Here is a 19,143-nt window from a genome sequence, read left to right on the forward strand (position 1 = left end):
ACCGTCGACGGGTCGGGCAGGGCCGCCGGGAACCGTACTCCGCCTGGTCCGCCGTCCGGTCGCGGCAAGATGAGGGCGGAAAGCAATCACCGACAAAGCTCCATAAAATGCCTATTTCTCTCAACTGTTCATCTGCTTCGCCGTTGAGGGCATCGGACGTTAGATGGAATCGGTATAGCGACCTGTCTTAAAGAGGGGTGAAGGCGTACCCTGAGGGCGCGTAACGCCGCGTATTCGCGTTTCCCCTCTCCTTTCTATGCCCTTAAAGTGGACAAAACGCGGCATTGTGCCTAGGTCGGGATAAATCTAAAAAAGGGTAGGCCATGTCGACTGCCGCCGATAATCCAAATCCCCCATCCGCGCCAGTGCTCGACAACTCGGCAAGAGAGATTCTCAAAGGAACGCTCGTACCGGTGAAGGTCCCCGCGACGGACGGCGGACTCGGGGGCGGAATCATCAAACTAGGGGCGATCCGGCAGCTGGCCCTGCAGCCGGGCGACACCGACGACGTCCGCGACCGGCTGCAGGACGCCGAGCGGCAGTACGAGGAGGCGACGCACGTCTCACCCGAGACCCTGGATCTCCTCAGGGCCTTCGAGGACCCGATCGTGCCCGCGCTCCGCCCTGACGGCACCGGGATCTCGCAGATTCCCGTGAGGGAGCTGATGCGATTCGCCGAAGCGCTCATCGAGAAGCGCGCCGAGCACACGAAACGGGCCGAGACGGCGGATTCCCCGTACGAGCTCGGCCAATCCGTCCAGGCGCTCAACGCCGCCGCCGTCGCGTTGCGCGGCCTGGCGGCCAACACCGCGACGCCACCGATAGGGCTGCTCAATCTCGAACGGATAGAGATGGTTCCGGCCGGCATCCAGCGCGGTGAGCTCGTGTCGACCATTCCGCTCGCTCCAGGTGAGGAGACCGCGGTCACGCACACGGAGTGGTCCGTCACCTCGAAGGAGTTCACGACGATCGTCACCGACTCGCTGGAGGAGGTCAGCGAGACGGGAGTGACGGACAACACGGACCTCGCCCAGTCGACGTCGTCACAGAGCCAGCACTCCAACCAGTTCAACATCACGGGCACGGTCCAGGGCGGCATTCCCATCATCTCCGGTTCGAGCACCACCGGCTTCACGGCCCAGGGATCGGAGTCGCTGTCGGCCACCGAGAGCATCAAGCACGCGCGGACGACCACCCAGAAGGCCTCGTCACGGTCGAGGCGGGAGCACAAGGTCACCATATCGACGAAGACGGAGACGGGAACGTCCGAGACTTCGACGCGCGTGTTGAAGAACTCGAGCAACAACCCCGTTCGGATCGACTACTTCAGCCTCATGAGAAAGTGGCGGGTCCGGCTGTACCGGTACGGTCTCCGCCTGACGTACGACGTCGTGGTGCCCGAGCCGGGCGCGGCGATGCGGCGGGCGTACGCGGAGCTCGAATCGCTGCGGGCACAGCAGGGCCCGTTCACGTTCGACGTGAAGCGGTCCGACATCACGCCGCAGCTCGTCAACCAGGACGGCCAGCCGGATCCCAACGGGGTCCCGAAATACCAGTGGCTCGCCGAGCGCCACGGCGTGTCGGTCAGGGCGTATCCCGCGGACCCGACGCCCCTGACCCCGAGCGCCCATGTCAATACCGGGGGCGGCTGGCACTTCCTCGACCTCGAGTTCGACGTTCCCGGAGGGACACGCATCCGGGAGCTCAGGCTGGACGCCCATATCGGCAAGGACGACTCCGACGACGGAATGAACTTCGACGTCATCGGGTCCCGCATCGAAGGGGCATGGCAGAACCAGGGCGGGGCGCTGGTCATCCGGGACCACAGGGTCATGTCGGTCTCCTCGGGCGTGCCCTTCATGCAGGGCTACACCGGCCACCAGAAGGTCACCTTCTTCTTCCACCACGCAGAGCAGGCGCTGGTCCGTCTCGCGGTGAATCTGGAGCTGACGCCGGAGGCGATCGAGCAGTGGCGGACCGATGTCTGGAACGCCCTGTACGACGCCGCGCAGAACGAACACTTCGCGCAGCAGCAGGAGATAGCGGCACGTGTGGCGGCCATCGAGGAGAAGCTGGCGAGCGTCGACACGCTGACCCTGCGGCGTGAGGAGAGCGACGAGATCATGAAGTGCGTGCTGAGGTTCATTCTCGGCACCGACTTCGACTTCATGCCGCCCGCCGTACTGGACGCCTTCAAGGCGGCGAAGGTCGACCTCGAGCACGGCATCGGCTTCGACGGGCCGAGCCTGGGGCTGACCCCCGATCAGTGGACGCTGGTCCGGCAGTACGAGGATCTCATCCGGTTCGTCAACCAGGCGATCGAGTGGGAGAACGTGGTGACGTTCCTGTACTCCTACTTCTGGGATGTGCCGCCGAGTTGGCAGTTCATCCGGCAGCTGCGTCACCCGGACCCGAACCGGCAGGCGTTCCTGCGTGCCGGCAGCGCACGGGTCGTGCTCACCGTGCGCAAGGGCTGGGAGGAGCGCTGGATGCGCTACGCCGAGGGCGGTGGCATCGGCGCCGACATCCCCGCCCCCTATCTGTCGATCGCGAAGGAGATCGCGGCGTACGACGATCGCAACTATCCCGGAGTCCCGCCGGCCAACCCCGCGAGGGCGGCCGTGCGCCTCCAGGACGCGGTCTTCACGACCTCGTCGGTGGATGTGGCGGTGAGCGCCAATCCGGTCAACATCAGGGTCGCCGACAGCTCGGGTTTCGTCGTCGGGCTACCGGTCGTGATCGATGTGGAGGATGACCGGCAGATCCAGGAGGCCCAGATGGTCACCGGGATTCCCGACTCGAGGACCATCACGGTCGCCAGACTCGCCTTCGCCCACCGCGGTACGCAAGGTCCCGTGCCGATTCTCCAGCCGGGCGAGAAGGGCGCGCTCATCGCCGAGTGGAACGAGTACACACCGTCCTCCGGCACGGACATCGCCCTCACGTCCAATCTCAGCACGATCTCGTAGCGATGGCGATGAGGGACGTCGGCCGCACGGTCCTGGAACTCCAGCCCGGCGGGCTGTTCCGGCGCGGGCCGTCCGGAGAGGTTGAGCCGGATCCGGCCGCGCTGCTCCCCGGCGGCGATCTCAGGAAGTTCGGCTGGAAGATCCTCGACAAGGGAGCCACCGACGGAATCAGCTACCACGCCGAGCCGTTCGGCTCCGCCGGGATCAACGACGGCAACAGGAAGGAGTTCGCCGGGCGCGCCTTCGCGCTCGAGCGTGACTCCGGCACGACGCGGCTGTTCTTCGTCTGGCTCCCGAGCGCGCTCGCCAACCGGCTGAGCAGGGGCGCCCTGCTCGCCCCGCTGAACTTCCACGTCCTTTTCCATCCGCCGACGTACGAAGGCGAATACCTGAATTCACGTCCCTACTGGACGGGCAAGCTGCCCGCCGACGGCGTCCCGTACTACGTGAAGCTCGGAACCCGCTATCTGTGCGCCGATTTCAAGAGCGTCGCCCATCATGTCATGGCCGTCACCGAGCGTGATCCGAACCTCGCGTACGTCGTTCCGGTCGCCGATGTCAGCGGAAACTTCAGCGACCTGATCACCCCTGACGGCATGCTCGGCGCACTGACCGATATTTACCGGTCCCTCTCGTCGCTGCTGAACGCGTCCGGCCCGGCGCAGTTCGACAAGATAGGCGGAGTCATGCTCTCCGGGTACAGCCGCAGCGGGGATCGGCTGGTCGAGCTGATGCGGCGGATCAGCAGGAAACCTTTCTTCACCGAACACCTGATGCAGCTGAACGCCTTCGACATCAACCTCGGAAACAACGACGAGGAGCGCCTTCCCGCCCTGGCCAGGCTCTGGGAGGGCGCTCGTCAGTGGGCGTCGTTCAACAGAAAGGCCCGGGCTTACGTTTACACGGTGTACCGCAGTCACTACAACCACTGCCTCGGTAATCCGATACCGAGCGGGAACAGTTGGACGGACCGGGTCAACCTCGATTTGGAGAGCGTTTCCTGGTCCGACGGCGCGGCGAAGGAAAGCAAAGGCGAGAAAAGAGGCGTCGCCTCGGAGGCCTACACGTCGGACGGACGGTTCGGCCTGGTGTGCCTGCCGGTGTCGTTCTTTCGCTACTACCTCGCGAACCATCACGACGGCAAGGAGGAGATCGTCGGCAACCGGTCACGAGGATGGCATGACGGCGACTACGACCTCGGTCGTGCCCACGGCCACGGTCTTTTCCTGCGCGGAACCATGTCCCACGCGCTCGCCCACGCGGATCCGATGTTCTTCACGGCGAGATCGAGGAGGTAGGCGAGGCGTGGGGTAGGCGCTCCGCCCTGCCCGGATCACCCGTGCTCGTGACATGCCCGCACAGGCGGCCCTGGCCGTAGCCGCTCAGGAGAGCTCAGGATCCTGACCGGTCGGGTGTGGGGGAGCAGCCGTAGGTCATGAGGTAGATCTCCATGGAGATCGACCCGGGCGGGGCGGCGAGGTCGTGGAAGTTGCGGGTCACGGCCGCGCCGAAGATGCGCGGGTAGGTCTCCCGGATGGCGGTGTTGACCCGGGTGGCCAGGCGGACGCCGTTCCCCGCCCCGCCGTCCGCGCCGAAGGTCAGGACCATGCCCGCGTGCCGTCCCGCCAGCTGGTCCCTGCGCCTGAGCAGCTCCTGCCTGACCTGTACGGCCAGCGCGTCGTCACCCATGCCGGGAGCGAGCTGGAAGGAGATCGTGATCGGCTTCGCCTGGACGTCCCCGAGGCGGCTGACACAGGGGGACGGAGTCGGGGAGGGCCTGCGGGAAGAGCCCGTGGAGGAGGTCGGCCGGGCGGGCTTGGAACTCTTCTCCGCGGAGGGTTTTGTGGTGCTCGGCAGGGGATGGGCGGCGTCGGGCGACGACCGTACGGGGGTGGGCGACGACCGGCCGGGGCTCGGTGAAGGCCGGGCGGCGTCGGGCGAGGGCTGGACGGGGTCAGGCAGGGACCGGACGGTCTCCCGCAATGGACGGGCGCCGTCCGCCGTCGGCTGGGCGACCGCCGCAGTCGGCTGGCCGACGTCCGTCATGGTCTGGGCGACGGCCGCTGTGGGCTGGCCGACGTCTGTCATGGTCTGGGTGGCGTCCGTCGTGGGCTGGCCGACGTCCGCCACGGGCCGGGCCTGCGGGGAGGCGGGAGCCTGGGCTCCCAGCATGATGATCGTGACTCCGAGCAGCAGGTCGGCGAAGAGCCAGCCCGCCAGCAGGGTCGAGGTCGAGGTCCTCCGGCGGGCGGTCACCGCGTGGTCCTCCGCCGTACGTCCTGGCCGTCGCCGTCGCCGGTCCGTTGTTGCCGGGCGGTCTCGGCGTCGCCGGTCCTCCGCGGGGAGTCCGGACCCTCACCATTGCCGGTCCTGCGCCGGAAGTCCTGGCCGTCGCCGAGGCCCTGGCCGTCGCCGGTGAGAGCGGACAGACGCTCGACGCGGGAGATACGGGCCTCGGTCGTGGCCGACCAGCCTTCGAGGGCCTCCCTGATCTCCGCGCCGGTGCCGCCGAAGGTCCGGCGGAACTCCTCGGTCGTGCCGACGAGGGTGTCGCTGACCCGCTCGCCGAGGAGGTCGACGGCCTTCTCCGTCGACGAGCCGACCGCGTCGATCGAGATGGCCGCGCGGTCGACCGCGTAGCCGATGCTCTTCGTCGCGTCGACCAGCTTGTCGATCCGGGTGTCCAGGCCGGAGACCGTGCCCTGGACCGACCTCATGGAGCGCACGAGCTCGTCGTTGAACGAACGCCGCATGTCGAGAGTGGTCTGCGAGATGGTCGTCGACAGCTGGTTTCCGGCCTTGGCCACGGCCTGTCCGGTCTTGGTCCCCGCACTGTCGATCATGGCCGACGCCCGCGCGACCACCGTGGTGAGGTCGTCACAGGTGCCGTTGATGGCCGCCAGGTGCTTGCCGAGGAGCTCGACGCCGTCGCGCACGTCGAGCGCGCTGGCGGTCAGCGCGTCCGTGGTCCTCTGGGTGACCTCCAGGGTCAGGGTGAGCGCCTCGACCAGCTCGGTGTGCACCTTGCGTGCCGTCGTGCCGACGGAGCCGATGTCGGCCGCCGTCTTGCTGAGCTCGGCTCCGAACCGGGCGGGGGAGGAGAGCCGCACCTCGCCGAGCGTGAGGCTCGCCTGGGTCAGCGCGTTGCGGAGCCGTACACGGAGGGCCGCCAGGTCCCGCTCCGCGGCCTCCTCGCTTCTGTTCTTCGTGATGTTCTCGAACACGGTCCAGAAGATGAGGCAGAAGATCGCCGCGAGGGTGCAGAGCGCGATGTTGTCGAACTTGAAGAACCCGGGCAGCCTGCCGTCGAAGCCCTGCTGCCACATCTCCAGGAAGGGGCGGCGAGCCGCGTCAGGGCCGCCCGCGTCGAGGACGTCGCCATAGGCGCTGGTGGCCATCATCAGCCCCAGCCAGGTGATGAAGATCGGCACGAAGACGAGCGCGGGGCCGATGGCGGCACCGAGCTTGCCAGACCGTCTCTGCTTCTTCCCCGAGGACACGTTCCTCGCCGGTTCGCCGTCCGTGAGGATGGTGTCGTCGGGAGAGAAAGCGGCGAACAGGTCGATCTCACACCAGCGCCCCGCCTTGCCGGGGTCGGTGATCGCGTCCGCGAGGTCGCACAACTGATCCCGGCGGGCTGTCAGATGGGGATGGTCGGCAAGCTCGCGAAGCTCGGTGGCGAGCTCCTGGTCCGTCACGGACACTCGACGTCCCTCCTCGATGCTGCTGGGCCTTCCCCGGCCCTCCCAATGGACCGGTTCACGCCGCCGGGAGGCGAGATCATTTCGGCATACGGCGAATCTGTCAAAGGACGAAGGAGACGGCAGGCGGGTTCGGCGATCGCGGTGATCCGGTACGAGGGGTTGCGCTTCGATCGTCCTGGGGCGGCCTCACGCCAAGCTGGTGCTGATCTGGCTTCCTCATACCGAGATGAGGGCTCAGGAGACTTGGGGGGCAAGAACGGTTGATACGACGTTCTGGTCTGATTTGCAGACTTATGGAATGAAGCGACGACGCAAGGCGCGCAGGGCGACGCGGGCTGAATGAGTACGTAAGAGCAGTCCCGTCAGGGCAGTGAACCCTGCAGCGACGCTGGTGAGGAACCAGGGGGCGTGTGACTCGACCACCTGGAGCAGCGCTAGGACGATTCCAGCGGGGGACCGTGATCAGTGTGAACAGCACTACCTACCGTGCTGTTCACATGGCGAATCTCGTTTTCCCTTTCCCCGGTAAGGCGTAGGTCAGCCACGCTGATCACCGTCAGGGACTTGTCCTGTCCCGCGGTGGTCAGCACCGGCATGGTCCGCCGTCCGGCAGCTGCAGCCGATACCGGCCAGCTCGGCCAGGCGCCTGTCGACCAGGAGCCACTCGCCCTTGGTGAACTCGATCTCGCCATGAACCTGCAGCACGGGCAGGCTTCCAACTCCGTGTCATCGCTCATGCCATCGAGCCTGACCGCCGAGTTCGTCCCCTGTCTCGAACGGGCTGGGCGCTGGCGTTGTGGGTCGCCAGACCGGTCGCCGCCATCGGAGGCCAAGAAGTAGCTACATCCCGGCTATCAAGATCATCAAACGATCGCGAAGGAATGTAGACCCCTGGATCATTGGCCCCCGCCAGCGCTACACCTCTCCGAAGTCCGGATTCGGTTCGTTCGCGACGCCTCCGGGCCTGCTCTTGGGGCAGGCCCGGGCTGCTTCTGGCGTGAAGAGCGGAATCCATTTCCCTGCCGCGTCTCCAGTGACACTTTGTGGTCATGTGTGACGGTCCTGTGTCACTTCCCAAGGTGCTCGGAAGCCGTTCTTCTGATGCGTTTCGTGCTTCCCGAATTCGCCAGGTGCGTCAGGATTCTAGCGTCGCGACTGAGGGTCGCCAAACGTATCTGTAGCCATTCGGACCATTCCTGCTCCACGTAGCCTGGTTCAACATCCATAGACGGCTCCGTTAGAGACTCTAGGATACTGATGTCGTGAGCTCTCGCGCTGGCGTAATCTCGGCTCCGGTCGTCCGCGAGTCGGTGGATCCAGGAAGTCCTGTCGGCTGTAGGGATCACCTCCAGCACGCGCAGGACCACCGACAGCGCGATCGCGGGATCGTCTTCCCATCCCACAGCCTGGAACAGCAGGCGAAGACGAAGATCGTCTAAATTGGCCAGTGTGTTTGAGTACAGTCGCCAACGCTCATGATCGTCCTTGTGGTCGATTTGACCTTCGCCGCCAAGCTCGGCCAGCTCTGCCAGAGTTTCTGCGAATTCATCCATCTCAACAGTCGTCGATCGGATTGTTGGCTCGATATTCTTTCATCTTCTTCTTAATGCTAGATCGGACCAGGCTCTTGTGTTCGTCTAGAATTTTTTGCTGTTCGGCCGTCAAGGTGATGTTACTCTTCAACGGCTTGCCGTTCTGGCCTATCTGAATATCGAAACCCTTGCCTTTCAGGTGTCCGTGTGCAGGTCCATGGTCGTTGGCGTATACCTGGAAGACATATTTTCCAGATCGGAAGATAATGCCGGACTTGGGATCATCTCCAGCGTTATGAACCAGGAGGTCGGCGACTCCTGCCTTCACATGATAGGTGTGTGTCTCGGCGACCGTGAGGTTGTGGACCTTTTGGTATCGAACCATCCGCCTAGCGATGGCAATGACCTCTACGACCGCTCCGGTACTGGTCCGAAGCCACGAACCAGGCTGGAGTTTGGTGGCCTGAACCCAAGCCCGCTGACCACTGACCCAGAAGGGGTGCTGATCGGTCGCGATCACGACGCCGATGGCGTCACCCTTATCGCCATCGGTGTCGACGGTGATCTGGACGAGGTTCTTACTGCCCTGACTGGTAATGAGCGCGATGACGGGTTGCGCTGCCGTGACACCCGTCTCAGGGTCGGTGGCGACGACCTTGTCGCCGACCTTCACTTGTTCGATGGGTTTCTCGGTCCCGTTGGCCATCAGCACCTTGGTGCCGGGGACGAAGCTGCTTGGTCTCTTACATGCCGCGTAGGCCTGCTGTGCTGCTTCCCGGGCCTTTTCGGCGACCTTCAGCTTGTCCTTGGCCTTTACCCAGTTCTTGAAGGCATTGATCGCGTCGTCTGCGTACTTCCAGACTTTCTTCCCGATCTCGTAGGCCTTCTTCCACTTCCAGGGCACGGCATATTTGGCGGCAATCTTTCCGGCGATGCCCCCGGCGAGTGAGCCCAGGACGTTGAGCGCCGTCTCCCCGCACGCGCCGAGATCTCCGGTTTTGAAGCACTGGATGCCCGCTTTGATGCCGAGTACTTCGGCGGCGATATCGGCCAGAGCCATGAGCGCGTCGAGCATCAGCTTGAGCTGCTGGTCGACCTGGGCCTTGACGGCGTTGGCGTTGGCCTCGGCCTGCTGCTTGCGCTGGAGTTTGCAGGCCCGGCTGCTGGGCTTGGCGCAGGGATCGGCGCTTCCCTGTGGCAGGGGCGCGGGGTGCAGTCCCGTCGGGTCGGACAGGCCTATGGGATTGTTGCCCGCGTAGCTGTAGGGGTTGATCCACTGGGGTTTGCCGAGGTCGAGCAGCGGGTCGGTGGAGACGAACCGGGCAATCGACGGGTCGTAGTAGCGGGCCGACAGGTAGTTCAGGCCGGTGGAGTCGTCCTCGACCTTGCCGAGGAAGCCGTGGTCGGTGAAGGGCAGGTCGTCGGTGCCGCGGCGCTTGCCGTAAGGCAGGTAGCGTTCGCGGGCCACCTGGCCGGTGGCGTTGTCGACGGCGAGCTGGGTGGAGCCGTGCAGGCCGGAGGCCAGCCACTTCACGCCCGTGGCGTCGCGCATCGCGATGGTTGAGCCGTCCGGGCCGGTGTAGTAGCGCGTGCCCTTGACCGTTCCGGCGGACAGCTTCAGTTCCATCGCGCCGAGATACAGGGTGCGGCTGCCGTCGGGGTCGCGGCGGATCAGCCGTTCGCCGTCGGCGTCGTAGACCATGGAGGTCTCGGCGCCGTCGATGACGGCCTTGTCCAGCTGGCCGAGCGGGTTCCAGGTGAAGGTGCCCTGCTTGCCGCCGACGGTGCGGGCGGTCAGCTGGCCGGCGTTGTCGTAGCCGTAGGTGTCGGTGCCGCCGGTGCGGGTGATGGAGGTGACCGCGTTGGGCCGCACCGCCGAGGCTCCCGGAGTGGGGTAGGTGTAGGTGGCGGCGGAGGAGCCGTCGGTCAGGCCAGTGAGGTTGCCGACCGCGTCGTAGGCGTAGCCCTGGCTGTAGGGGTCGACACCCCCGACGCTGGGACCGGCCGCGCAGGAAGAGCCGGTCGTGGTGAACGCCGCGCTCAGCCGGGACAGGCCGTCGTAGGTGAAGCACTCGGACTGACCAGGTGTGCTGCCGGGAACGGCCGAGGCCGCGTCCAGGATCCGGGTGATCTGCCCGGCGGCGTTGTAGGTGAGCTGGTCGTCCTGGGCGGTGACCGGCGCGGTGGTGTCCGCCTTGGCGGTGGTGGTCAGCCTGGACAGCCAGCCGGTGGCGGCATCCCAGGTGAGGGTCCGCTTCACCTGGGCGTTCGCGCCGTAGTGCCGCTCAGTCAGCCGAGCCGTCTCCGAGTAGAAGGTGTCCTTGACGTAAGTGGCAGAGCCGCCGTAGTTCGACGTCAGCGCCTTGGGCAGGCCGAGGTCGGTGTAGGACAGGGTGAGCGTCTCGGCCGACAGACCACCGGCGGCGGGCATACCCTGCCCGATCTGGTTGCCGGCGCGGTCGTAGGCGGCGCTGAAGGCGTAGTCACCGGCCAGGGCACCTTCGGAGGCCGGGATGGTGAGCTTGGTGCCGATCGGCCGGTAGTCGTCGTCATAGGCGGTGACGGTGTCGGTGTAGGCGGCCGTGCCGACGTACCGGGTGGCCGAGGTCAGGTATCCCTTGGCCAGGGTGTCGTAGACCCAGTCGGCGGCCTTGGTGCCGGTCCCGGCCTCACCGACCCACTGGGCCGTGCGACGGCCGAGGTCGTCGTAGCTGTAGGAGATCTTCGTGCCGTTGCCGTCGACGTCCCACACCGGCCGACCTGCGGCGTCGTAGCCGGTGGTGGAATTGCCCGCGTCCGGGTCGGTGGCGGCGGTGCGCCGTCCCAGCCAGTCGTAGGTGAAGGTGCGGACGTTGCCGTTGGCGTCGGTGACCCTGTTCAGCTGGCCGGACACGTTGTAGCCGTAGGTGGTGTCGTGGTGGGCGGTGGCGTCCTTCCACTCCTCGGTTTTCACGGTCCGCCCGGCCGCATCCGACAGCGTGGCGGTCTTGCCACCGACCGGCGGAGTGACCTCGATCCGGTCCGCGCCCGGGTAGGCGGTGGTGGTGCGGCGCAGCTCGGAGGTCAGGCTGCGCTCGATCACCGCGGTCGGCCGCTGCAGGGTGTCGTAGAGCGTCTCGGTCCACTGCGGCACGCTGGTGAGCGCGGGGTTGAGCAGACCGCTACCCGGGGTCCCGGTGTTGTAGGTCGGCTGGGTGACGGCCCTGGGCAGGCCGCGGGCGTCGTAGACGGTGGCGATGACGATTCGCCCGCCTGCCGGCGAGGTTGCCTGGACCTCTCTAGTCCGACCGAGACCGTCGTCGTAGGAGTAGCTGGTGATGTACTTCGCGCCCGCCCCGGTGCCGGACAGCAGCTTGCGCATCGTCGTCCTGGCCGGTGCGGTGGCCGAGACGTCGTAGGCGACGGTCGCGGTCGGAGTTCCGCCGCTGCGCGGCTCACCGGGCCCCCACAGCGTGGTGGTACGGCCCAGCGCGTCGTAGTCGATCTCCAGCCGTTTGTTGTTGGCATCGACTACGGAGGCCGGCAGTCCGCTCAGGTGCGAGGACTTGACGGTCGTCGTGTGGCCGAGCGGGTTGGTGACGGTGACGCCGGTGTGCGGCCAGCCGACCGCAGGGCTGTAGACGGTCGTGGTCGTCTTGTTCAGGGCGTCGGTGGAGGTCAGCGGGCGGCCGTAGTCGTCGAAGGTCGCCTTCGTCGTGGAGAGGCTGGAGGCGCCGGTGTAGGTGCGGGTCTCGGTGGTGTTGCCGTCGCTGGGGGCGTTGGTCGCCGGGTCGGTGCCGCCGTCATACAGCGTGACCGTCTTACCGATCAGTGTTCCCGCTACGCAGTCGTCGCCGGAGCGCTGTTCAACGGTCGAGGGCAGGTTGGTGAACCACTGCCCGGAGGTCACGTTGCGGGCGTAGGTCGTCGTGGTGCAGGTGTTGTCGCCTGCGACGGCGGTGTCGCCGTAGTCGTTGATCTTGGTGGGCAGGCCGTCGGCGTTGTAGGCGGTGCGCGACTCACTCCATCGCCAGGTGCCGCCGGTCACCAGCTCCCGGCCGCGTTCCTTGGTGCGCAGCACGAAAGCCGGGTCCTGCATGCCTGGGCCGTTGCCGGTCGACTGGACCGTGTACTCATACCTCGTCGACTCGACCTCGGAGAAGGCACGCGGGCTCAGAGCCGTCACCTTCCAGGTCTGCTCCTGCAGCAACTGCCCCTGCAGCGCCTTGGCGTCGGTGACCGTACCACCCTCGAAGTCGGTGACGATGGTGCCCAGACCGCGCAGGAAGGTGTCGGAGGTGACGGTGAAGTCGGCCGGGTCCGTGCCGCTTCCCCGCGTGGTGCGCACGGTGGCATATCCGCGCCAGTCGGTCGACGGCGGCGCCAGCCCCGGCTGGGCGTACTCCACCGGCGAGGCCCAGCCCGGCGCGCCCAGATACTCATAGCCGTTGACCACGTCCGGGGAGGCCGCGACGGTGTCCTTCTCGGTGACCTTGGTCACCAGCTGCTTGTAGTAGACCGTCCAGAACTCATTGCCGTCGATGCTCTTGTCGATCTTGTAGCAGTCGCCGACATGGTCGTTGAAGTAGTTGGTGCCGTCCCGGCCCTTGCCGCCCGAACACGGGTCCGCCTGGCCGTAGGCCACCTCGATCCGGCCGCCCATCCCGTTGGCGATCGCCCCGATCCGGGGCACCATCCGCCACGACAGCTGCTGCGTCCAGTCCGACATGTCGTCATACGACATCTTCCCGGCCACCGACACCGCGTCGAAGTCCGTCGCCGGCAGCGTGGTCGACCCGCCCGCCAGGCCGGTCTGCTGGACGGTGTCCAGCCACAGCACCGGGTCGTACGGCGCGCCGAAGTCGGTGCGCGTGTACACCCACGTCTGAGTCAGGTCCAGCCTGCTCGCCGAATCCCAGCCACTTCCGGCCGGGTTCAGCGACTCGGCCAGCACCGAGGCCAGCTTCCGGGTGGAATAGAAGGCGATCGCGCCGTTGGCGCACCCGGCAGGGGCGTCGCACCTCAAGTCGGTCGGCACGTCGGGGCTGCCCCGGTCGGCGGTGGTGAACACGGTCCGGGCGGTCGGCACGCTCCCGGCCACCTGGCTGTTGTGCCCCCACTCCACCTTGGCGAGGGAACCGCCCCGGTCGTAGGGCAGCACCCGGTACAGCTCATGGGCGCAGCTGGGCAGGCAGAAGTAGTTGGTCTCCCGGTTGTAGGTGTAGTCGATCACGTTCTCGTTGGCATCGACCGACTGGTCCAGGTTCCACCGCCACACCCCCGTGCAGGTCGGCGGCACCGCGTCGTTGTAGTAGCGGTCGTAACACGGCTCACCGGAGTCGTTGCCGACATACGGCACCTGCCACTGGGCGTCTTTGCGGTAGCCGAACCGGGAGACCTGCCCCTCGGACGAGGTGACCTTCCAGTACTCCTGACCGTCCGCGCCACCGGAAAGCTGCTCGATCTTCCACCCGAAGTCCGGAACCGTCTTCCACAGCCCGGAGACCCGGTCCTTGACGATCTGCGCCGACCGGCCACCGACGTTCAGCACCAGCTCCGACTGCGTCCTATCGTTGGTCGAGGAGTCACCGTCGTTGTCATCCGGCGACTCCCAGCACAACGCCCTGCCGTAGCTGCCGATCTCCTCGGCCGTCCAGACCAGGTTCGCCTCTTCGTCGTAGAAGTTGTCCACGACGCAGCGGCGGTACTTCCGTTCGATGAAGCCGGTGTTCAGCTCCCAGCCCGCGCCGACCACGCTGGACTGGTTGTTGGTCCAGTCGCCCTGGCCGTCCAGGGCGGAGGCGTCGTACTGCAGCGACAGGTCGGGCCCGTTGCCGATCGGCGACGGCGCCTCGGGCAGCGGGTAGTCATAGCTGAAGCCGCCGCCCGAGGTGCCCGCCTGCCAGGTGCCCGACGGCTTCAGATCGGTCGCGCCGAAGTTGCCGTCCGGGCCGGTCAGTCCGCCCATCAGCAGGTACACCGACCCCTCGGCCAGCCGCCGGGCCGCGGCGGCCTCGGCTGTCGCCCTCGCGACAACCTTCTTGTCGCCCTTCGGCGTCGCGGGCGCCTTCGCGGGGGCGGCCTTGCCGACCTCCACCTCGGCGACCAGCACACCCGCCTTGAGATCGTTTCTCGCTCGCACCACCTGCGGACGCACCACGCAGGTACGCGGGCGCGGCACCTGTAGGGCGCAGGCGGGCAGCCGTACCACCTGCAGACGGGAGGCGAAGTTACCGCCGAAGCCATCCCGGAACCCCGCGTAGGAGAACTCCGCCCGCACCCTGCCCGACGCATCGCTCCCGTCGACCCGCTCGATCCGGGCCGCCACCCCCACACCGCCCAGTTGGCGCACTGCGTCGGGTGCCAGCGTCTCCACCTTGACCTTGCCGACACCGTCGCCGGAGCCGCTGGTTCCCACCCGAACCGGCAGCCCATCGGCCCCGGCCAGAGCGGACTTCACCTCGACCTCGGCGCTGCCCGGCTTGGGCCACACCGGCGGCTTCGGCCTCGCCACCGGCGTGGTCTCCTCCGCACCCTTACCGACCTTGGGTCTGGGTACGGCACGGCCGTTCACCGAAGGTTCCGGGTCCGCTTTCGGCGCGGCTGCCGCCGCTTGTCGCACCAGGCCGTCGGGAACTCCGACCCCGGAGACCAGGAGCGCCATCGCAACTCCGATCGCCGGTGCCGTCAGCCATATTCGCGCACGCCGAATCCGCATCCCGATCCCTTCCGTAAGCACGCTGACGCAGACCTCACACAGAGAGCGTTATGCGTCAGAGAGCAGATAAGGAGCAAATAAAATGGTGATCACCGTGGATGCTGGTTGAGGCGATAAGAACGGTCAACAGGTAAGAAGGTGTTTCGCTGGTTACGTAGCGCAATGAACTGCTTCGAAGCGGCGTACTCCACATCTTGTTAAGCCTGATCAAGATTGCAGTCATGAACACGAGTCAACCGAATGATTGCTTGTAAATCGCCCAATGTGATATGCGTCACATCGGGTATACAATCCCGGTTGCCGACGCGATTGGGAAGGCAAAAATTTCTGAAGACCCGGAGGGCGAGCTGCGAGTTGCTGCCCCACTCCGGCCGCGTGATGGCTGGTCCAGGATGATGCGAATCTCGCGCAGGGGTATCGATCGTGCCTTCAAGCGGGTCGGGGCGTCCGTGCTGTCAACGGCGGCGGACCGAAATCTGGAAGTCCATGAGTTCTCAGCAGATAAGGCATGGCAGGCGACCGATTCAGGCCGCCGGGAGGCGAGATCATTTCGGCATACGGCGGATCTGTCAAAGGACGAAGGAGATAGCAGGCGGGTTCACCGATTATGAAGATCCAGTACGGCGGGACGGCGTGAGGTGGGATGGGCTGGTTCATCCGAAAACTCACTACTGGGCGGGATGGCTCACCACGACCCGTGCTGTCCGATGGTTGCTGTTGCTGTTGCTGTTGCTGTTGCTGTTGCTGTTGCTGTCGGCGGGCAAAGGGGCGCCGAGGCCGGGTTTGTCAGGAGGGGGTTTCCCGGTCTCGGTGTCCGCCGCCCCTGAGACCCCGTATCGCGGACGCGACCGCGACCAGCAGCGCCAGGACCAGCAGCCCCCGTTCCGTGCGGCGTGTAGAGAGACGTGCCGTTCGGCGTGTGACGAGAGGGGCGCGCAGCTTGGGCAGAGGCAGTTTGAGAGGCAGCTTAGGCAGAGAGCGTGCCGGGGACGGAGGAGGGGAGTCCAGGGGCGGGGAGGGGACCGTGCGGTAGACCTCGTCGAGGATGCGGTTGAAACGGCGTTCCCTGCGGGTGCTCGCGCTCAGCAGACGCCGTTCGCGGGCGTCGGTCCAGAACCGCCAGCCGACAGGGCCGCCCAGGACGACCACGGAGATCGCCCGCAGGTGCGCCTCGGTGATGGCGCGCAGCTCCCACATCATCAGCCAGTGGTTGACGATCATGTTGACGTACATGTGGGCGCGCTGCTCGTCCGGGTTCTCCGAGGTGAAGAACGTGCCCCAGCAGGCCCGGTAGATCGGGTCGTCCATGGCCATTCGCATGAGGTCGGTGTGCAGGGCGCGCAGCGTCTGCTCGCGGCCCGCCTTCGTCTCCCGCGCCTGGAGGATCAGCGAGGCCGTCACGCCCATGAGGGCGAACACGGCGAGCACGGCGGACGCGGCCCCGTAGGTCTGGCCGATGTCGCTCAGCCTGCTCCAGTCGGCGTTCTGGTCGTTGAGCAGGGTGAGGAAAAGAGGAGAGATCACCACGAAACCGGGTACCGCCAGAACCAGGAGGAAGAGCAACGCGAGGACGAGGAAGCGGCGCCCGCCGCCGGCGAGTCGGCTGAGCAGGGGCCTGCCGCGCACTACCCGAGCTCTCGGCCCGCGGTCTGTAACGGGGGAGGAAGCGCTGCCTGCTCCCTGTCGAGGAAGGGCAGAAGATCCTCGCCCCGGGTGAAGAGGTCCTCGACGTCGTGCCTGCAGGACTCGATCAGCCCGGAGTCGACGATCTTGCGGGCGCCGCTGAGGGTCCCGCCGCCGTCGTAGAGAACCTCGTACATGACCGACGAGCCCAGGATGACCAGCTCGGGCAGGGAGTGATGGTCGCGTCCCGCGCCCAGGTCACCGGCGTCCAGGACGCGGATCTGCTCTCCCGCCTCCGCCCTCAGCCGGATGAAGTGCAGCTCCCACCGCAGGTAGGGCGTGTAGGGCCGTTGCACGACGCGGACCCGGCGCATCGGGAACCCCGGGGCCTCCAGGACGGGGGCCCGGATCTCGTCGCGAGTCTCGTCGATGATCCGCAGCGCCTCGTCCCAGTCTCCCCGGTCCAGGGCCTGCCAGCTGGGGTTGCGCGGTTCCCGGAACGACTGGCGGCATTCGAGCTTCCAGAAGACGCCTTCGATCTCCTGGAAATATGGCCAGAAATCCGAAATATACCCTTCCGGGCTAAGAGTCTCCGCTTTATATGTACTTATATCATCAATCATCTGGTATATCCTGTTTGGCGGAGATGAGCTGGTTTCTGGGAATCACCACGAGACGCTCGTCGCGCGAGAGGCTCACCCCTTCGGGGAGGCGCCCCTGGTACGTCTCGGTGAGATCGCGGCCGATCACCGCGATGTCCCCGTTGGAGAGCTCCCAGATGTCCGGGCAGTCCGGACTCGCGGTCGTGTTGCCGAGCTCCAGTGGCGATTTGCCGAGGCGCCTGTGTAGCTCGGCGCGCGGATCGGCCTCCCAAGGACGAGCCATGATGCCCTCGTTTCGTCGATCTCCCCAACGTCCCCCGAGTTTCACATGATCCATCCGGCCGTGCAATGGCCCCCGCCGATGGCTTTTCCTAACGCCCCGACGGAAATCCCGTCGGGCCGGTAAAATGCGACGCCCGGGAGGCGGAAATCCGTTTTCGGGTGAACAATCCTGTTCCGTGATGGTGGGGTTGGTGGTACGGCTCCGCGGAGAAAAACCCCTGGATTTCCTTCTGCCCATACCCCGGGAAGTCGGCGCGCCGGAAAGTCCTCGCCCGGGAAGGCAGGGAGGAAGCGGAAAAGTCCCTGTCCGGGGAAACGGGGGGATGCCATCCGGGACCCGATGATTCGGGGCGGGAAGATCCGATGGTTCGGGGGCGCTGAGAGGGGCGGGGAGAACGGTGTCCCGGCCTCGGTCAGCCGCGGGGATACCTCCTCAGCCAGGCCTCGGTCGTCGGATGTCCCTCGGTCGCCTGGGTCGTGAAGTCGTCGGCAAGTTCGACGATGGTCTCGCGGCCCTCAAGGTGGGCGAGCCAGTCGGCGGGAAGGGCCGCCTCCCCGTGCAGGGCTCCCAGGAGGTTTCCGCAGACGGCGCCGGTGGAGTCGCTGTCGCCGGAATGGTTGACCGCCAGCAGCAGCGCGTCGCGCAGGTCACCGGGCTCCGGATGCGCCAGTGCGCAGTAGACGGAGATCGCCAGGGCCTCCTCCGCGATCCAGGCCCCGCCGAGCGACTCCACCTTCTCCGGGCTCGGGGCGCCCTGTGCCGCGAGGGAGATGGCGGCGCGCAGGGCCAGGCTGGTCTCCTCGTGGGACGGGTAGGTCGCCAGCAGATCCATGCTCTCCCGTACGGCCCGCGTCAGCGACCGCCCCTCCATCACGAAGTGGACGAGGGCGGCGAAGGCACCCGCGGCGAGGTATCCGGTGGGGTGGCCATGGGTGATCTGGGCGCACTCGGCCGCCAGGTCGAACGCGTGCCGGGCATCCCGCGCGTCGAACCCGAAGGGGGCCGAGCGCATGACCGTCCCGCAGCCTTTCGAGCCGGGGTTGACCGGTCCCGGCTCACCGAACGGCGCGGCGGTGGCCTGTTCGTGGCGCAGCCCCGAAAGGCACGCGTTGCCTGGGGCTCGCTGGGAGTAGAGCCATCCCTGCTCACGCAGCCAGCCGGTGCGGACCGCGCCGTCGGCGGGCGGCGGGGAGGGGCGCCGCTGGGTGTCCAGCCAGCGCAGGTAGGCGTCCCGTACGGCGGCGGCCTCGGCCCCCGGGACGGCTGTCCCTCCCGAAGTCCCCGAGGCGGCTGTCTGTCCCGAAGCTCCCGGGGCCACCGCCGCTCCCGAGGTCCCCGAGGGCGTTCCCTCCTCGGCGGCTCCCCGGATCAGCCCTTCCACGGTGAACAGCGTCATCTGCGTGTCATCGGTGATCAGGCCGATCTTGCCGCGCCAGTCGGGGACGAACCCGGTCACTCCCGCGGAGCCGTACTGCCTGCGGATCCTGCCGATCGACTCGAACTCGACGGGTGCTCCCAGCGCGTCGCCGAGCCCACCGCCCAGCAAGCAGCCCCGCACGCGACTCCGGTATCCGGGCAGGTCATCGATGGAACGACGCACGATCACAATCCTTCTGCCTCCGCCGTGAGAAGGGGAGGCGTCCGTGGCGGCCCGGGGGCCGAGTCGGTCGGAAGCGGTCACGGTTTGAGATCGACACCACGTCCGCGAGGAACTCTACGGTCAAAACTCCGTT

Annotated in this window: 11 protein-coding genes; 2 read left to right on the top strand and 9 right to left on the bottom strand. The window is 66.7% G+C overall.

What is annotated here, in order from left to right; all coding sequences use genetic code 11:
* Positions 1-413 precede the first annotated feature (413 nt).
* Together AB0395_RS09940 and AB0395_RS09945 are read left to right on the top strand one after the other, a co-directional pair.
* Complete coding sequence (locus AB0395_RS09940) at positions 414-2,969, top strand: hypothetical protein (protein ID WP_366278784.1); 2,556 nt, start codon at positions 414-416, stop codon at positions 2,967-2,969.
* 2 nt (positions 2,970-2,971) lie between these two features.
* Entirely contained in the window at positions 2,972-4,267 is a 1,296-nt protein-coding gene (locus tag AB0395_RS09945) for a hypothetical protein (RefSeq protein ID WP_366278786.1), read from the top strand.
* Positions 4,268-4,361: 94 nt separating this feature from the next.
* Here the strand turns inward: AB0395_RS09945 and AB0395_RS09950 are convergent, their stop codons facing one another.
* The 9 genes from AB0395_RS09950 to AB0395_RS09990 all read right to left on the bottom strand — a co-directional run bounded on the left by AB0395_RS09950 (position 4,362) and on the right by AB0395_RS09990 (position 19,010).
* Entirely contained in the window at positions 4,362-5,225 is an 864-nt protein-coding gene (locus AB0395_RS09950; protein WP_366278787.1) for a hypothetical protein, read from the bottom strand.
* Positions 5,222-6,673 carry a hypothetical protein gene (locus AB0395_RS09955; protein ID WP_366278789.1) on the bottom strand — a complete coding sequence of 484 codons (1,452 nt, stop codon included), beginning with the start codon at positions 6,671-6,673 and terminating at the stop codon, positions 5,222-5,224. The genes AB0395_RS09950 and AB0395_RS09955 overlap by 4 nt, the downstream gene beginning before the upstream one ends.
* Positions 6,674-7,210: 537 nt before the next feature.
* Positions 7,211-7,378 carry a hypothetical protein gene (locus AB0395_RS09960; protein WP_366278791.1) on the bottom strand — a complete coding sequence of 56 codons (168 nt, stop codon included), beginning with the start codon at positions 7,376-7,378 and terminating at the stop codon, positions 7,211-7,213.
* A 362-nt stretch (positions 7,379-7,740) separates the two neighbouring features.
* The gene (locus AB0395_RS09965) at positions 7,741-8,226 is read right to left on the bottom strand and encodes a hypothetical protein (protein ID WP_366278793.1); all 486 of its coding nucleotides are present in this window, start codon (positions 8,224-8,226) and stop codon (positions 7,741-7,743) included.
* A 1-nt stretch (position 8,227) separates the two neighbouring features.
* Positions 8,228-14,848, bottom strand: coding sequence for an RHS repeat-associated core domain-containing protein (locus tag AB0395_RS09970; RefSeq protein ID WP_366278795.1), 6,621 nt, complete (start codon positions 14,846-14,848; stop codon positions 8,228-8,230).
* Between the two features lie 840 nt (positions 14,849-15,688).
* Entirely contained in the window at positions 15,689-16,528 is an 840-nt protein-coding gene (locus AB0395_RS09975) for a DUF6082 family protein (RefSeq protein WP_366278797.1), read from the bottom strand.
* Entirely contained in the window at positions 16,528-17,148 is a 621-nt protein-coding gene (locus tag AB0395_RS09980) for a DUF6879 family protein (RefSeq protein ID WP_366278799.1), read from the bottom strand. Before AB0395_RS09980 ends, AB0395_RS09975 begins: the two co-directional genes overlap by 1 nt.
* A complete protein-coding gene (locus tag AB0395_RS09985; RefSeq protein WP_366278801.1) occupies positions 17,141-17,410 on the bottom strand; it encodes a hypothetical protein in 270 nt (89 codons plus the stop codon). The genes AB0395_RS09980 and AB0395_RS09985 overlap by 8 nt, the downstream gene beginning before the upstream one ends.
* Before the next feature lie 412 nt (positions 17,411-17,822).
* Positions 17,823-19,010, bottom strand: coding sequence for an ADP-ribosylglycohydrolase family protein (locus tag AB0395_RS09990; RefSeq protein WP_366278803.1), 1,188 nt, complete (start codon positions 19,008-19,010; stop codon positions 17,823-17,825).
* Positions 19,011-19,143 lie beyond the last annotated feature (133 nt).

The organism is Streptosporangium sp. NPDC051023, from assembly GCF_040689595.1.
Classification (GTDB): domain Bacteria; phylum Actinomycetota; class Actinomycetes; order Streptosporangiales; family Streptosporangiaceae; genus Streptosporangium.

What these genes read in the sequence shown, in the direction of transcription:
- AB0395_RS09945 (WP_366278786.1), top strand. Translation starts at nt 2,972, where the DNA reads ATGGCGATGAGGGACGTCGGCCGCACGGTCCTGGAACTCCAGCCCGGC.
- AB0395_RS09965 (WP_366278793.1), bottom strand. Translation starts at nt 8,226, where the DNA reads ATGGATGAATTCGCAGAAACTCTGGCAGAGCTGGCCGAGCTTGGCGGC.
- AB0395_RS09970 (WP_366278795.1), bottom strand. Translation starts at nt 14,848, where the DNA reads ATGGCGCTCCTGGTCTCCGGGGTCGGAGTTCCCGACGGCCTGGTGCGA.
- AB0395_RS09980 (WP_366278799.1), bottom strand. Translation starts at nt 17,148, where the DNA reads ATGATTGATGATATAAGTACATATAAAGCGGAGACTCTTAGCCCGGAA.
- AB0395_RS09985 (WP_366278801.1), bottom strand. Translation starts at nt 17,410, where the DNA reads ATGGCTCGTCCTTGGGAGGCCGATCCGCGCGCCGAGCTACACAGGCGC.